The following is a 14950-nucleotide window of genomic DNA, read 5'->3' on the forward strand; positions in this document are numbered from 1 at the left end:
GGCCATCGTGCCGGTTTTTTTACATCCCTTTTCTCTGGCCAGCCTGAAGCGCGTGAGTGCATGCCTATGCTGCATGAAAGCGCATGAATATATGCAGCTGAGTTAATGCAATTCAGGCCAGTAGTGGGGCTGCCTGAGGGGACTCATGCAGCCGCATGAAAACTGCTACATAAAGCGGGCAGGCGTGGCGGGGGTACGAGCGCGCGCGATAGGAATAGATTGTATCCCAACTGATTAATTACTTAATGGAATTAATTAGTGTAATTTTTAGTGTTAAGGTTATAAATAATAGTGGTCCATTCAAAGTCAGGTTGTATCTTGATAATTTATAAGTTTATTATTAATTTTTGCGATATTAATCACAATTTTAATATTGTCGATTTTTTTAGTACTTATCTTAAAAAATGGATGTGCACTGCGCTTCTTATTTGATAGTAATAGATGACTCTTCAAAGTAACCAATTCGATTTGTTATCATGATAAGGAGTTTTATGAAAATCTCATTCTTTGGTGTAAATAACTTCAGAGCAATATCTGGTGGAATTAAAAATAATAAAATAATTTTCAAGGATACCAACACTCTCTTCATATACGGTGCAAATAACGCTGGGAAATCAACCTTTTTAAAAGCATACATGTTTTTCTTTACAAATGAGAAACCCACACAAGATGACTTTCACAAACGTGATGATAAAAACTCCATTGAATTCGAACTCGAAGTTCAACTTGATGATTTAGATAAAGAGAGAATTGAATTAAAAGCGCCCAAGCAAAAGGAAAGTTATAAAAAATATTTGAACGATGACTGCATCAGAATAAAGAAGGTATGGAGTAAGGATGGTGCCAAAATTGAAGATAAAAATTATACTTTCAATTTTGATAAAGGTGAGGCTGGCGAGTATGAAGAAGTTGGATATGCAACAGTAGGACTCCATACCGTTTTTCAATCCTGTTTACCAAAACCTGTATTTATCAAAGCAATGCCGACTGAAGAGGAGGCTAAAAAAATATTAAATGAAATTTTAAAGATGATGGCTGAAAGTACTCTTAAATCCTCAGATTTAGAAGAATTGAAGATCGCTCAGGATAAAATAAAAGAATTACAGGATAAAATGTATGATCCTCTTTTAATTGAAGCTTATCAGGATTCGGTAAATGGATACTTTAATAAAATATTTGGAGATACAGCCATTCTATTTAAGCATCTAAAAGACAGAGTTGTTTGGACGGAAAATAAGCTTGGGCGAGATTTCGAGATTGAGTTTATGAAAAAGGATATTAATGGAGATTATGATGGTAACATTCCTTCTAGCTATAATAGTGTAGGGCACGGAACTATCAGGACCGCGATTTTCACCTTGCTCTTAATGAAAGATGTTGCTGAGAAGTTTGAAAGACGGGAGGGAAGAAAAGATTATATGGTCCTATTCGAAGAGCCAGAGCTTTTTCTATATCCAAGAATGGTGAAGGAGTTAAGAGAATTAATTTATCAGGTTAGTGTGGAAGATCTACCGTACCAAGTATTGTGTGCATCACACTCATCTTCCATGATTGATTTAGCCAAACCAAAATCATCAATAATACGTTTGATTAATAATGATAAAGGAACTAGAGCTTTTCAAATAAATGATCGGTTTCTGAAAGATGCCAAGGGTATTCAAACTAACGACGAACTAAAACAAGAAATGTATGAAGTGCTCAGATTCAATCCATATATTTGTGAATCATTCTATGCTGATGAAGTTTTATTAATTGAAGGGCCAACAGAAGAGATAATTTCAAGAGCATACTTCCAAGAGGTACCATCAAAGAAAACAATATTTGTTTTAAATTGCGGCACTGTTAATAATATTCCATTTTATCAAAAGATTTTTTCAAGGTTTAATATTAAATATCATGTTATCTGTGATACTGATAAAGCCAAAATAACATCTTTAGATGGGAGAGGTAACCCTACATTTGATTCAGGTATACAAATGTCTATTTCAGAGCAACATAAATTAGATTATGTTGACATGGATGCTAATGTAGGTTTGATTAGGGCGCATAACATAACTTTTGAACCTGCTCATCAAAGCGAAGATATACCTGAATTCCTAAGGTTTGTTGATGGTAAGGATAGAAGTAAACCTTTCAATGCTAATCTCTACTGGAAGAATGTGTTGAAACCTAATCTTAAACATGTTGATATAAATAAAGTTCATATTATCAGGTATTTGAACGAAATAATGGCATCCTAAATAACGGGTTGAGCTTTAAAGCTCAACCTCATTTCATATAAACAAATTCCCCCCACCAACTCATTAAAGAAATTCTTTGGTCAAAATAAGTTGACCGATTGTAAGCGCGACGGACTTCATTTTTATCAGTATGTGCCAAAGCTGCTTCTATTACATCAGCATTAAACCCTTGCTCATTTAGCGCTGTACTGGCGATCGAACGTAGCCCATGAGCTACAAGTCTTCCGCCATAGCCGATGCGTTTTAAAGCTGCATTGGCTGTTTGACTATTCATTGGCTGCCTAGGGTTATTTCTGCTCGGAAAGACATGCTCTCGATTTGAACTAATTGAAAGCATCATGTTTAGTAAGTCAAGAGCCTGACTAGATAAAGGTACAATATGCTCGCGCTTTCCTTTCATTCGTTCTGCTGGAATAGTCCATACTTTAGCGGCTATATCAATTTCCGTCCATTTAGTTCCAGATGCTTCAGAGGGTCGAACTAAAGTTAATAGCTGCCATTCAATCAAACACCTTGTCGAAACCGATAAATTGGATATATATAATGAACGTATTAATTCTGGTAATCCCTCAGGTCTTAAAGTAGGCATATTTTGTTTTTTGGGTTTCTCAAAAGCCATGCCAACGCCTGATGCTGGGTTTGCATCAATCAAACCAGTGTTAACCGCGTAAATCATTATCTCATTAACGCGTTGAACCAATCTGCGGACCGTCTCTAATGCCCCACGAGCTTTAATAGGCTCAAGGGCCTCAACTAGTGTCCTAGCTTTAATTTGTTGAACAGGAATTTTACCAACAGTAGGAAACACGTCTTTCTCTAGAGAACGCCAAATATCTTTGGCGTAATCAGGTGTGACGCTCTTGCTTTTAAGCTGAAACCAGTTAGCTGCAACGGTTGAGAAAACGCTGTCTAAAGCAATCTGTTGCTGCTCCTCTGCAACCACTGCCTGTACTTGCGGATCGATCCCATTAGCTAAGAGAGCAAGATAATCCGCCCTCAAGCTGCGTGCATTGGCGAGTGTAAGGGCGGGGAAGGCACCTAATCCGATCATTGTCCGTTGCTTCGTTGCGGGACGTTGATAGCGGAAGCGCCAAAGCTTCTTGCCGCTGGTTTTGATGACTAAGAAAAGCCCGTCACCATCATGCAGAGTCAAATCTTTATCATCTGCTTTAGCGCGTAGAACTTCTGTGTTGGTTAATGGGCGCGTAGTCCTTGCCATGTCTACATTTCCTGCATGAATTGGTATACGTTAATGGCATACATCTTACCGTATACCAATTCGTATACCAATTATCACTGGATTCAGGCGGATCGTCTCGGAAGATTACAGACACAAAAAAGCCCGCAGGGCTTGTGCCGTGCGGGCTTTCAGTACTTCTACGGATGACTCTGGAATCATCTTCGAAGGATTTTGGTGGAGCTGGCGGGAGTTGAACCCGCGTCCGAAATTACTACACCGTCGGCACTACATGCTTAGTCAGTCTTTACATTCGCCGGCCAGCTGCGGACAGACACGCCACTGACAAACTAGCCTGATTAGATTTAGTGCTTCAACCCCAGGCAAGGCATCCACACGATCTCTTTTGGGTTTGACCTCTCTTGATCCCCGTCTTAAGAGCGGAAGCTAGGGAGAGAGGGCTTCAAAGCAGGTTATTAAGCTGCTAAAGCGTAGTTTTCGTCGTTTGCGACTATTTTTTTGCGGCTTTTTACGAGGCAAACCGCCCCTCGGCATGCTCCTAAGGCTTCACAATCCCGTCGAGTCCAGAATCAGCCCCAAGAAATTTCAATACTACAGACAAGCGACGCCAAAATCCAGCGCTTAACGCTTTGAATTCTTCATAATACGCGCTTTGTCCATCTTCCATTCGCGTTCTTTCACGTCGTCACGCTTGTCGTGCTCTTTCTTACCGCGTGCCACACCGATTTTCAGTTTGGCCCAGGCATTTTTCCAGTACATCGACAGCGCAACCACGGTAAAACCTTCGCGGTTGACGCGACCGTACAGCGAATCGAGTTCGCGTTGTTTCAGCAGCAGCTTGCGGCTTCGCGTGGGATCACACACCACATGCGTTGAAGCAACCGCCAGCGGCTGGAAAGTAGAGCCGAACAGGTAAGCTTCACCATCGCGCAGCAGTATGTAGCTATCGCTGATGTTAGCCTTACCGGCACGGAGTGATTTGACTTCCCATCCTTGCAACGACATACCCGCCTCGAACTCTTCTTCAATGAAGTATTCATGACGTGCGCGTTTATTGAGGGCAATAGTGGCTGAACCGGGTTTGTTAACTTTTTTCTTTGTCATAGTGCGGCGTAGTCTACATCACTCAGTTTATGGGCGCATCCCCTGTCCTGCAGGGCGGTAAAAAACACTCCATTTTAGCACAGCAAGCAAAGCCGTGAATTTTTGTTTGGTGACTGAAAATGGTATTATTCAATGGTTTTGTGATGAACAGGAACCATTATGGCCCAGATTAGTCGTTCAGCGCTGGTCCCTTATAGCGCTGAGCAGATGTACCGTCTTGTGAATGACGTGGATGCTTATCCTCAGTTTCTGCCGGGCTGCACCGGCAGTCGCGTGCTGGATAACAGCGGAGATCAAATGACCGCGGCCGTTGATGTCTCGAAAGCCGGCATCAGTAAAACTTTCACCACGCGCAATACGCTGATCAGCAACCAAAGCATATTGATGCAGTTGGTTGATGGCCCGTTTCGTAAATTGACCGGCGGCTGGCATTTCACCTCATTGGGTGATGATGCCTGCAAGGTTGAGTTGAACCTCGATTTTGAGTTCACCAATATGCTGGTAGAAATGGCGTTCGGCCGCATCTTTAAAGAGCTGGCAAACAGCATGGTGCAGGCGTTCAGTCAGCGTGCGAAAGAGGTTTATCGTGCCTGATATCAGCGTGGAAGTGGTTTACGCACTGCCAGATAAGCAGTATTTGCGTGCCGTAACGCTTGAAGAAGGCGCAACCGTTGAGCAAGCGATCAAGGCTTCCGGGTTGCTGTCACTGCGTAAAGATATTGACCTGAACTCGAATAAGGTTGGTATTTATAGCCGCCCGGTAAAATTGGGTGATGTCGTGCAGGATGGTGATCGCATTGAGATCTATCGTCCATTGATTGCCGACCCGAAAGAGTTGCGGCGTCAACGCGCAGAGCGTTCAGCTGAGAAGAAATAGTCAGAAAGTAAAAACTAAAAAAGGCGCTTAAGCGCCTTTTTTATTGCCGTTCACTTAGCCTTCTTTGCCAGTGAGCTTCGGCTTATTGTCGATGTTGGTCAACGTTCCGTTGCTGTCAAAGGTCAGCGTCAGCGTTTGCTGTTTCACACCTTCATGGCCTGGTTCCTGACGGAACACGTAATACCAAACGTTGCTGCCAAACGGATCGCGCATCATCGGCGTACCGAGCGTGTAGGCAACCTGCTGCTGCGTCATGCCGTTATGAATCTTCGACACATCGTTGGCGACCAGGTAATTCCCCTGATTGATATCCGGACGATACACAACGCGCTCAAGGGTGGAACATCCAGCGGTCATCATCAACATTACTACTGCCGCGGCAGTCAGCGTTTTACAGCGCATCTATACATTCCTTTTCTGGGGCCAAACGCCTTTCAGCAGGCTATTTTTTTGCCATCAAATTCTGAACTCTGCCTGCGGCAGGCTTTATTACTCAGACGACATAACTGCCGATGATAATAAACCTTTTCGCTATTTGAAACCTCTACAGAGCAAGCATATGACCACCAGCCGGGAAAAAAGTGCGGTATCAGGCGGCTAAAAGTTCTTTGGCGTTGGCCAGCGTGTTGCGCGTTACCTCGCTGCCGCCCAGCAAACGCGCCAACTCTTGCAGACGCGCGCGTTTATCCAGCGGCTGCATATGCGTTTCTGTCATCGCGCCATCGGTCTCTTTGCTGACGTAGAAGTGCTGATGACCGCAGCCGGCAACCTGCGGCAGGTGCGTGACACACATCACCTGCGTTGACTCGCCCAGCTGACGCAGCATTTGACCGACAACAGCGGCGGTTGGGCCGCTGATGCCAACATCTACTTCATCGAAGATCATTGCCGGTGTTTCCATTTTCTGTGCGGTAATCACCTGAATCGCCAGAGCAATACGCGACAGCTCACCGCCGGATGCCACTTTGCCCAGCGGCTGGAGCGGTTGGCCTGGGTTCGTCGTAACGCGGAAATCAATGCGCGTTGCGCCATCTGCAGTAAGTTGATCGGCATTGAACTCCAGCACAATCGCAAACTGTCCGTGCGGCATTGCCAGCGTGCGCATGCTTTGCGTGATCAGATGGCTCAATTCTTGAGCGGAGTGCTCACGCAGTTGATGCAGATTTTCAGCACTCACTAACGCGGCTTTATGGTGAGAGACAACTTCAGACTGCAAGGTTTCCTGATCGCTCTCTTGTTGCGAAAGCAGTTCCGCTTCATCCAGCAGCTGCTGATAAAGCACCGGCAAGGTTTCAGGTGAGACATGGTGCTTACGCGCCAGCGCAATCTGCCGTGACAGACGTTGCTCCAGCTCATGCAGACGATTGGGATCGAGATCCAGGCGTTCGCAGTAGTGACGCAGTTCATCGCTGGCTTCACTGAGCTGAATCGCGGCTTCCTCCAGCAGATTGAATACGCCGCTGACTTTATTATCCAGCGTCACTAATTCACCCAGCATGTGGCGGGCGCTGTACAGCAAGCTTTGCAGGTTGGTGTCATCACCATCGGCGAGAATTTGCAGCGCTTGCTGGCTGGTAGACAGCAACTGGCCGCTGTTCGCCAGGCGCTTGTACTCTTCATCAATCTGTTCAAATTCGCCGAGCTGTGGGGCAAATTCATTGAGTTCTTTCAACTGATACTGCAGCAGCTCTCGGCGGGATTCACGCTCTTGCGAGAGCTGCTGATGCTGCGCCAGCGCGCGGCAACTCTGATGCCAGCGTTGATAGTGCTGGCGCATTTCAGACAGCAAATCATCGTGGGCTGCATACGCATCCAGCAGATGTTTTTGATAATCGGATTTGAGCAGCAATTGGTGAGCATGCTGACCGTGAATCTGAATCAGTAACTGGCCCAGTTCACGCAACTGCGACAGCGGCACCGACGTGCCATTGATAAAGCCACGCGAACGACCATCCGCGCTAATCACACGCCGCAGCAAACACTCATTGCCTTCATCCAGCTGATTCTCCACCAGCCAGCGTTGTGCGGAAGGCGAAGCTTTGAGTTGGAAGCGGGCGCATATATCAGCGCGGCTGGCACCCTGACGCACCATATCTGCTTCAGCGCGGCCGCCCAGACACAGGCCCAGCGCATCAATGGCGATAGATTTACCCGCGCCGGTTTCACCCGTGATCGCCGTCATACCACGATGAAAGTCGATCTCCAGTTCACGAACGATAGCAAAGTTACTGATGGTCAATTGTGCCAGCATAGAATCACCTGTATGTAAAAACAGATATGGTTTTACATACAGTATATCCTGGTTTTTTATACAGTAAAGTAGCCAGTGCTGATTTTCAGAACAATTTTTTAGACCAGCCCAGCTTTGAACTTAAGGTATTAAAATAGTTGTAATTTTTAGGATGGATAAGATTGAGATGATTGGCGCTGCGGCGGATCAGGACATCTTCACCTTCCTGAATTGGCAGGGCAATCTGGCTGTCGCAACTGATCTCGAGATCGCTGCGCAGGTAAGAAAAACGCAGGCGGATGGTGCTGCTACTGTTGATCACCAGCGGACGCGCAGAGAGCGTGTGCGGGAACATTGGCACCAGCGTAATCGCATCCAGCGACGGCGTCAGAATAGGGCCGCCAGCCGAAAGCGAATAGGCGGTGGAGCCGGTTGGCGTGGAGATAATCAAACCATCGGAGCGCTGTGAAAAGGCAAAAACCTCATCAATATAGACTTCGAATTCAATCATATGCGCGACTTTTCCGGGATGCAGCACCACTTCATTAATGGCGCTACCAATGCGCGGCGAGCAGTCTTCTTTGCACACCTGCGCCTCCAGCAAGAAGCGGCTTTCGACAAAGTAATCGCCCTGCAGCACATCGTCCAGCTGCTGTTGTGCGTTGTCCGGATCGAGATCGGTGAGAAAACCGAGGTTGCCACGGTTGATGCCAATCACTTTGATGTCATAGCGCGCCAGCACGCGAGCAGCCCCAAGCATGTTGCCATCGCCACCAACCACCACAGCTAAATCAGCGCGTTGACCAATATCCGCAAGGCTGCCGGTTTGGGCATTTTTCAAATCCAGTTCGCGCGCAATCTGCTGCTCGACAATCACCTCATAACCCTTTGCCGTTAGCCAGCGCCAGAGCATTTCATGGGTGGTTAACGCAGTAGGATGGCGCGGATGGCCGACAATCCCGATGCAGTTAAAGTGTTTGTTCATTTAGCGCGAGTTCCTTATAAGCCAAAACGGCCAGGCAATGTGATGGGTTTACTTGAAACCGTCAAACTGATCCCCATAATAAGCCAACCAGCGAGATGAATGTGCAAAACGCGGAGAAATTCATGAGTAGTAAAGAACAGAACACCCCAAACGAGCAAGTCTCAGACGAAATTCAACAGGATCAGCAGCACGTGGACGCAGAGACAACCGCTGAGGTGGACCCGCGTGATGAGCGTATCGCGCAACTGGAAGCCGAGTTAGCCGTGTCGCAAACCGGCGTGCGAGATGCACAGCTGCGTGCGCAGGCGGAGATCGAAAATATTCGTCGCCGTACTGAAATGGACGTGGAAAAGGCGCATAAATTTGCGCTGGAGAAATTTGCCAACGAGCTGCTGCCCGTGATCGATAGCCTGGAGCGCGCGCTGGAAGTGGCAGACAAAGAGAACGCTGAACTGGCTTCGATGATCGAAGGTATCGAACTGACGCTGAAGTCGCTGCTGGGCGCGGTGCGTAAGTTTGGCGTGGAAGTGGTGGGCGAAACCAATGTGCCATTCAATCCAGAGATCCATCAGGCGATGTCGATGATGGAATCAGAAGATATGGCGCCAAATCACGTGCTGATGGTGATGCAGCGCGGTTACACCCTCAATGGTCGCCTGCTGCGTCCAGCGATGGTGGCAGTGACCAAAGCCAAAGGCTAATCTGTCGCTGTAATAACAACGGCCGCTTAATGCGGCCGTTTGTTTATTAAGGCAACACCGGCATCCAGTCAATTGGTGACTGGCCCGATTGCCTCAGCAGCGCATTCGCCTGCGAGAAGTGTTTACTGCCAAAAAAGCCGCGATGCGCGGAGAGCGGAGAAGGGTGCGGCGCTTTCAATACATGATGACGTTGCGTATCAATGATGCTGCCTTTCTTCTGCGCATGCGAACCCCACAGCAAGAAAATTACCCCTTCGCGATGCTGATTGATGGCGCTGATGACGTTATCGGTAAAGGTTTCCCAGCCAAAGCGCGCGTGCGAATGCGCCTTACTGGCTTCCACCGTTAACACGGTGTTCAACAGCATCACGCCTTGTGTTGCCCAGCTTTCAAGAAAACCGTGTGTAGGACGCACAAAGCCGGGCATATCCTGCTCCAGCTCTTTGTACATATTCAGTAATGACGGCGGGATCGCCACGCCGGGCAGAACGGAAAAAGCCAGACCATGCGCCTGATTCGGGCCGTGATAGGGATCCTGACCCAAAATCACCACTTTGATATCGCCCAGTTCGGTCAGCCGAAAGGCATTAAACACATCCTTCTGCGTCGGATACACCGTTACGCCGGCTGCGCGTTCATTGGCCACCGCTTTCAGCGTTTCCACGAAGTAAGGTTTCTCTTTCTCTTCAGCCAGCACGTCGTGCCAGGTCAGCTTCTCAGCCATCGTTGACTCCCTGCAAAATAGTGCGCCTAGCTTAACGTGTCGGACTCAACAGCAGAAGGATAAAAATAATTTGAATATTTACGTAAAATTTTAATTGGCGAAGTTGTTATTAATCAATTTGTTAGGTTTTCAGCGTGTAATCGTGACTAGACGAAATTGATACAGGTCAAAACGGAGCATTTCCTGCAGTGATATACCACAGCATTCCAAAACCTTATGAACCTCGCTGCCCAGTTGCGACAGCGTAAAGCCCTGGAGACCTACTATGATTACCGGTATTCAAATTACTCAGGCAAATAATCCACAGCTGTTGAACTCATTCTGGCTGCTGGACGATGATAAAGCCGAAGCGCGCTGCCTGTGCGCCAAAGGGGATTTCGCAGAAGATCAGGTTGTTGCTATCAGCGATCTCGGCGAAATCGCTTACCGTGAAATTCCACTTGAGCAGAAACCGCAGGTGCGCATCGAAGGTGGTCAGCACCTGAACGTTAACGTGCTGCGCCGCGAAACGCTGGAAGATGCCGTCAATCATCCGGAAAAATATCCGCAGTTGACCATTCGCGTATCTGGCTATGCCGTGCGCTTTAACGCGCTGACGCCAGAGCAGCAGCGTGACGTGATTACACGTACATTCACCGAAAGCCTGTAATTGCAGCGCTGACGAAAAGACACACAGCAATACAAGCCGCGCCAATGTTGATTGGCGCGGCTTTTTTTATCTGGCGAGTTTAAAAGAACGGTTCTTCAGGGCGGATGATAGCGAAAGCGCGTTTTCACTACGCTTAAAACAAAAAAATCGCCTCAAAAGAGGCGATTAATTACAGCGAGTGCTGTTTTATTCCGCACCAGACTTTGGTGCATCGCTACCGCTTGGTTTGCGGCGTTTACCCACATTTTTGGTGTCGCGATGACGTTGCTTGACGCGCGGTTTCTCTTGTTCTTTCTCTTTACGCTCTTGACGCTTCGCAAGTGCTTTTTTCGACGGTTTTCCCGTCACTTTAGCACTTGGCGCACGGCTTTCTGGACGCAGCTCATCAATCACACGCGCTTTTAACGGCTCGTTGATGTAACGGGTGATTTTACCCAGCAGCACGTGATCGTGCGCTTCAACCAGCGAGATCGCGGTACCTTTACGGCCCGCACGCGCGGTACGACCGATACGGTGCAGATAGGTATCTGCGGTGCGCGGCAAATCGTAGTTAATCACGTGCGAGATATCGTCGATGTCGATACCGCGCGCAGCAACGTCGGTGGCAATCATCACCTTCACGCGGCCATCATTCATACGCTTGATGGCTTCGTTACGGTTGACCTGCACCATTTCGCCTTCGAGGTAGCTGGTGCGGATGCCCGCTTCATGAAGCCAGGTAACCAGCTCATGCAGGCGCTCACGTTTGCGCACAAATACAATGACGCGCGTGGCATCTGGCTGTTTCAACAGGTGAATCAGCAGCTTATTCTTATGCTCTAAATTATCGGCACGGTAATACCATTGCTGGATTTTTTTGCGTTCGCTTTTGCTTGGGTCGGCCTCAATAAACACAGGCTCGTTGAGCAAACGCTCGGCGAAGTCTTTGATGTGCTCACCTTCCAGCGTCGCCGAAAACAGCAGCGTCTGTTTGCGCCAGCGGGTTTCTGCGGCGATGGTTTCGATGTCCTGCGCAAAGCCCATATCGAGCATGCGGTCAGCTTCATCGAGAATCAGCGTTTCTACGGCGCGGCAGTCAAAGTTCTCTTCTTTGATGTACTGCAGCAAACGGCCGGTGGTCGCGACGACGATGTCCTGGTTTTCGCTGAATACTTCGGCATGGTTCATATACGCCACGCCCCCGGTGATGGTGGCGATATCCAGATGCGTGTGTTTAGCCAGCTCGCGCGCGTGATCGGCAACCTGCATCGCCAGTTCGCGCGTTGGGGTGATGATCAGAATGCGTGGTGGGCCTGATTTCTTACGCGGGAAATCGAGCAAATGCTGTAAAGCGGGCAGCAAAAACGCTGCAGTTTTCCCCGTCCCGGTTGGAGCCGAACCCAGAACGTCACGGCCTTCCAGCGCGGCAGGAATGGTCTCGGCCTGAATAACAGTAGGGCGAGTGAAGCCTTTTTCCTGCAAAGCTTGTAGCAGGCTTTCGTCGAGTTCGAGTTCGGAGAATGTGGTTACGGTCATGGTCTACCTCAGTTTGGGGCGCTGATTATAGACAGAACGAATATAATCTTCATCTGTTTGTGTAGGTATTACCGGCGCAGGTGAATTCCCATCGCCACCACGTTACACTTCCGGCAGTAAAAAATTCAATGGTAGTGAAGTATGTCTCAGGACCAGCCGCACGCGCGGCCGACGTTAAGAAAAGACGGTTTTACCTTTAAGCAATTTTTCGTGGCGCACGATCGCTGTGCGATGAAAGTCGGCACCGATGGCGTGTTAATCGGGGCCTGGGCGCCAGTAGCCGGCGCGCGTCGCGTCCTCGATATTGGCTGCGGCAGTGGCTTGATTGCGCTGATGCTGGCGCAACGTACGCCCAATTCGGTAAAGATTGATGCCGTCGAACTGGAAGCCAGCGCAGCGCAGCAGGCGCAGGAAAATATGCAGGCTTCGCCGTGGGCGGATCGCATCCACGTCCACCATCAGGATATTGTCAGCTGGAGCGAACAGTGTGAAAAACGCTTTTCGCTCATCGTCAGTAATCCGCCTTTTTTTGCGCCCGGTATGGCAACCGGTAGTGTCGCGCGCGATACCGCACGCAGCACCGCCACGCTCGACCATCTGACGCTGCTGCGTTGTGCCGCCCAGTTGATTGAAGAAGAAGGGCTATTTTGCGTGGTGCTGCCGGCTGAAGCTGGCGAAGCATTGATTTCACTGGCGCTGGCGGATGGCTGGCATTTGCGTTATCGCTACGATGTCGCCGCCTATGCGCAGCGCCCGCCGAATCGCGTGGTGTTAGGCTTTTCTCCCTCCGCCGGCGAAACCTTGCTGGAACGTCTCGCCATTCGTGATGAAGATAAAAGCTATTCAGCCGACTGGCTCAGCCTGGTGAAAGACTTTTACCTGTTCCGCTAGCTTCGGGCTGCAGGATGGTCGGTAACGCTTCATCCAGCAGATCGGGATTGTCGAGTGTAAAGTGCAGCCCTCGGCTCTCCTTGCGCTCCAGCGCACAGCGCACCATCAGTTCGGCGACCTGTACCAAATTGCGCAGCTCGAGCAGATTGTTAGAGAGGCGGAAGTGCGCGTAGTACTCGTCAATCTCCTGTTGCAGCAAATTAATACGCCGCAGCGCACGCTCCAGACGTTTGGTAGTACGCACAATTCCCATGTAATCCCACATGAACAATCGCAGTTCATGCCAGTTATGCTGGATCACTACGCGCTCATCGGCATCATCAACGCGGCTTTCATCCCATGCGGGCAGATGTTCTACCGCCGCGATGTCCGGCAAGCGGGCGATCATATCTTCAGCCGCAGACCAACCGTAAACCAGGCACTCCAGCAGGGAGTTGGACGCCATGCGATTTGCGCCATGTAAGCCGGTGTAGCTCACTTCGCCAATCGCATACAGTCCGTCAACATCTGTACGTCCTTGCTGATCCACCACCACGCCGCCGCAGGTGTAATGCGCGGCTGGCACAATCGGAATCGGCTGTTTAGTGAGATCGAGGCCAAAGGTCAGCAATTTTTCGTAAATCATCGGGAAGTGCGCGCGCACAAAGCTTTCCGGCTGGTGGCTAATGTCGAGATACATGCAATCGACGCCCAGCCGTTTCATCTCATGGTCAATGGCGCGCGCCACAATATCGCGCGGTGCCAGCTCGGCACGCTCATCAAAGTCAGGCATAAAGCGCGTGCCGTCAGGACGCAACAGCCAGGCACCTTCACCGCGCAGCGCTTCGGTCAGCAGGAAGTTTTGCGCTTGTGGATGGAATAAACAGGTGGGATGGAATTGATTAAATTCGAGGTTCGCTACGCGGCAACCGGCACGCCACGCCATCGCAATGCCATCGCCGGAGGCCACGTCCGGATTGGTGGTGTACTGATAGACTTTCGCTGCGCCGCCGGTGGCTAACACCACGGCGCGCGCGCGGCAGGTTTCCACCTGTTCACGTTTACGGTTCCAGATCCACGCGCCAACCACGCGGCGCTTGCCGGGCAGGCCAAGCTTATCAGAGAGGATTAAGTCCACCGCATTGGTGCGTTCAATAATGCGGATGTTGGGATGGCTCAGCGCCTGGCTTACCAGCGTGGTTTCCACCGCGCGGCCAGTGGCATCGGCGCTATGCAGAATGCGGCGATGGCTGTGCCCGCCTTCGCGCGTGAGGTGGTAACGCGCTTCACCCTCAGCCTGCGGCTCTTTATCGAAGGCGACGCCGTTATCAATCAGCCACTGCACGCAGTGACGCGCGTTGCTGGCGATAAAGCTCACCGTATCGCGGTCGCACAAGCCAGCGCCAGCAACCAGCGTGTCTTCAACGTGTGATTCGATGCTGTCTGTTTCATCAAACACCGCCGCAATCCCGCCCTGCGCATACAGCGTTGAGCCCTCATTCACCTGCGCTTTACTCAGCACGGTAACCTGATAATGCGGCGCTAAGCGCAGCGCTAACGATAAACCTGCCGCACCGCTGCCGACGATGAGGACATCACACTGATATTCTGGGAGAGAAGTCATGATGTTTAATTTACTAAACAAAAGGTGGCTTGAGCATAAGCCGTGATGGGGGTGCTGTGAAGTATTTTGAACCAATTGCGCGGAAAAATTATTCAGCGGATAGAGATAGTAGCGTGAATTCAGTGAGTTAACTCTGAAATTGAGCACAATGTGTTTTTTATATCAAACACTCTGAAAATTCAGGGAATAAAGGTGAAAATGACGGCGTCATAAGGTACTCTGCCAGCGATTAT

General features: G+C 49.3%; 14 protein-coding genes and 1 other RNA gene. 6 read left to right on the forward strand and 9 right to left on the reverse strand.

Translation table 11 applies throughout. The annotated features are described in order from the left end of the window. Positions 1–491: 491 nt before the first annotated feature. Complete coding sequence (locus tag K5Y32_RS12880; protein WP_222184409.1) at positions 492–2240, forward strand: ATP-dependent endonuclease; 1749 nt, start codon at positions 492–494, stop codon at positions 2238–2240. Positions 2241–2268: 28 nt separating this feature from the next. Here the strand turns inward: K5Y32_RS12880 and K5Y32_RS12885 are convergent, their stop codons facing one another. The 3 genes from K5Y32_RS12885 to smpB all read right to left on the reverse strand — a co-directional run bounded on the left by K5Y32_RS12885 (position 2269) and on the right by smpB (position 4542). Then, entirely contained in the window at positions 2269–3459 is a 1191-nt protein-coding gene (locus tag K5Y32_RS12885; protein ID WP_222184412.1) for an integrase domain-containing protein, read from the reverse strand. A gap of 193 nt (positions 3460–3652) precedes the next feature. Further along, positions 3653–4015, reverse strand: a transfer-messenger RNA (tmRNA) gene (gene ssrA, locus K5Y32_RS12890). A 44-nt stretch (positions 4016–4059) separates the two neighbouring features. Further along, a complete protein-coding gene (gene smpB / locus K5Y32_RS12895) occupies positions 4060–4542 on the reverse strand; it encodes an SsrA-binding protein SmpB (protein WP_007886141.1) in 483 nt (160 codons plus the stop codon). A 159-nt stretch (positions 4543–4701) separates the two neighbouring features. Between smpB and K5Y32_RS12900 the strand changes: the two genes are divergently transcribed. Continuing rightward, positions 4702–5136 carry a type II toxin-antitoxin system RatA family toxin gene (locus tag K5Y32_RS12900; RefSeq protein WP_008101549.1) on the forward strand — a complete coding sequence of 145 codons (435 nt, stop codon included), beginning with the start codon at positions 4702–4704 and terminating at the stop codon, positions 5134–5136. Further along, entirely contained in the window at positions 5129–5419 is a 291-nt protein-coding gene (locus tag K5Y32_RS12905) for an RnfH family protein (RefSeq protein ID WP_222184414.1), read from the forward strand. The genes K5Y32_RS12900 and K5Y32_RS12905 overlap by 8 nt, the downstream gene beginning before the upstream one ends. Positions 5420–5473: 54 nt before the next feature. On the opposite strand, the gene bamE is transcribed toward K5Y32_RS12905, so the two are convergent. The 3 genes from bamE to nadK form a co-directional block, all read right to left on the reverse strand. After that, the gene (gene bamE, locus K5Y32_RS12910) at positions 5474–5821 is read right to left on the reverse strand and encodes an outer membrane protein assembly factor BamE (protein ID WP_064739594.1); all 348 of its coding nucleotides are present in this window, start codon (positions 5819–5821) and stop codon (positions 5474–5476) included. Between the two features lie 187 nt (positions 5822–6008). Further along, positions 6009–7670, reverse strand: coding sequence for a DNA repair protein RecN (recN, locus tag K5Y32_RS12915; RefSeq protein ID WP_222184416.1), 1662 nt, complete (start codon positions 7668–7670; stop codon positions 6009–6011). 85 nt (positions 7671–7755) lie between these two features. Further along, entirely contained in the window at positions 7756–8634 is an 879-nt protein-coding gene (gene nadK, locus K5Y32_RS12920) for an NAD(+) kinase (protein WP_222184418.1), read from the reverse strand. 122 nt (positions 8635–8756) lie between these two features. Here nadK and grpE point away from each other — a divergent pair, with 122 nt between their 5' ends. Then, complete coding sequence (gene grpE / locus K5Y32_RS12925) at positions 8757–9335, forward strand: nucleotide exchange factor GrpE (protein WP_101763451.1); 579 nt, start codon at positions 8757–8759, stop codon at positions 9333–9335. A gap of 46 nt (positions 9336–9381) precedes the next feature. Here the strand turns inward: grpE and ung are convergent, their stop codons facing one another. Further along, positions 9382–10059, reverse strand: a complete 678-nt coding sequence (gene ung, locus K5Y32_RS12930) for a uracil-DNA glycosylase (protein ID WP_222184420.1) — start codon at positions 10057–10059, stop codon at positions 9382–9384. Between the two features lie 265 nt (positions 10060–10324). Between ung and grcA the strand changes: the two genes are divergently transcribed. Next, a complete protein-coding gene (gene grcA / locus K5Y32_RS12935; RefSeq protein WP_008101535.1) occupies positions 10325–10708 on the forward strand; it encodes an autonomous glycyl radical cofactor GrcA in 384 nt (127 codons plus the stop codon). Positions 10709–10894: 186 nt separating this feature from the next. On the opposite strand, the gene srmB is transcribed toward grcA, so the two are convergent. Beyond that, positions 10895–12223 carry an ATP-dependent RNA helicase SrmB gene (gene srmB / locus K5Y32_RS12940; protein ID WP_137386305.1) on the reverse strand — a complete coding sequence of 443 codons (1329 nt, stop codon included), beginning with the start codon at positions 12221–12223 and terminating at the stop codon, positions 10895–10897. Between the two features lie 141 nt (positions 12224–12364). Here srmB and K5Y32_RS12945 point away from each other — a divergent pair, with 141 nt between their 5' ends. Then, positions 12365–13114: a tRNA1(Val) (adenine(37)-N6)-methyltransferase gene (locus K5Y32_RS12945; RefSeq protein ID WP_222184422.1), complete on the forward strand. Its 750-nt coding sequence runs from the start codon at positions 12365–12367 to the stop codon at positions 13112–13114. Here K5Y32_RS12945 and nadB read toward each other — a convergent pair. Continuing rightward, positions 13080–14717 carry an L-aspartate oxidase gene (nadB, locus tag K5Y32_RS12950; RefSeq protein ID WP_222184425.1) on the reverse strand — a complete coding sequence of 546 codons (1638 nt, stop codon included), beginning with the start codon at positions 14715–14717 and terminating at the stop codon, positions 13080–13082. The two genes, K5Y32_RS12945 and nadB, sit on opposite strands and share 35 nt — an antisense overlap. Between the last annotated feature and the right edge of the window lie 233 nt (positions 14718–14950).

Source organism: Pantoea sp. DY-15 (assembly GCF_019795935.1).
Lineage (GTDB): Bacteria > Pseudomonadota > Gammaproteobacteria > Enterobacterales > Enterobacteriaceae > Pantoea > Pantoea leporis.

What these genes read in the sequence shown, in the direction of transcription:
- K5Y32_RS12880 (WP_222184409.1), top strand. Translation starts at nt 492, where the DNA reads ATGAAAATCTCATTCTTTGGTGTAAATAACTTCAGAGCAATATCTGGT.
- K5Y32_RS12885 (WP_222184412.1), bottom strand. Translation starts at nt 3,459, where the DNA reads ATGGCAAGGACTACGCGCCCATTAACCAACACAGAAGTTCTACGCGCT.
- smpB (WP_007886141.1), bottom strand. Translation starts at nt 4,542, where the DNA reads ATGACAAAGAAAAAAGTTAACAAACCCGGTTCAGCCACTATTGCCCTC.
- K5Y32_RS12900 (WP_008101549.1), top strand. Translation starts at nt 4,702, where the DNA reads ATGGCCCAGATTAGTCGTTCAGCGCTGGTCCCTTATAGCGCTGAGCAG.
- bamE (WP_064739594.1), bottom strand. Translation starts at nt 5,821, where the DNA reads ATGCGCTGTAAAACGCTGACTGCCGCGGCAGTAGTAATGTTGATGATG.
- recN (WP_222184416.1), bottom strand. Translation starts at nt 7,670, where the DNA reads ATGCTGGCACAATTGACCATCAGTAACTTTGCTATCGTTCGTGAACTG.
- nadK (WP_222184418.1), bottom strand. Translation starts at nt 8,634, where the DNA reads ATGAACAAACACTTTAACTGCATCGGGATTGTCGGCCATCCGCGCCAT.
- grpE (WP_101763451.1), top strand. Translation starts at nt 8,757, where the DNA reads ATGAGTAGTAAAGAACAGAACACCCCAAACGAGCAAGTCTCAGACGAA.
- ung (WP_222184420.1), bottom strand. Translation starts at nt 10,059, where the DNA reads ATGGCTGAGAAGCTGACCTGGCACGACGTGCTGGCTGAAGAGAAAGAG.
- grcA (WP_008101535.1), top strand. Translation starts at nt 10,325, where the DNA reads ATGATTACCGGTATTCAAATTACTCAGGCAAATAATCCACAGCTGTTG.
- srmB (WP_137386305.1), bottom strand. Translation starts at nt 12,223, where the DNA reads ATGACCGTAACCACATTCTCCGAACTCGAACTCGACGAAAGCCTGCTA.
- K5Y32_RS12945 (WP_222184422.1), top strand. Translation starts at nt 12,365, where the DNA reads ATGTCTCAGGACCAGCCGCACGCGCGGCCGACGTTAAGAAAAGACGGT.
- nadB (WP_222184425.1), bottom strand. Translation starts at nt 14,717, where the DNA reads ATGACTTCTCTCCCAGAATATCAGTGTGATGTCCTCATCGTCGGCAGC.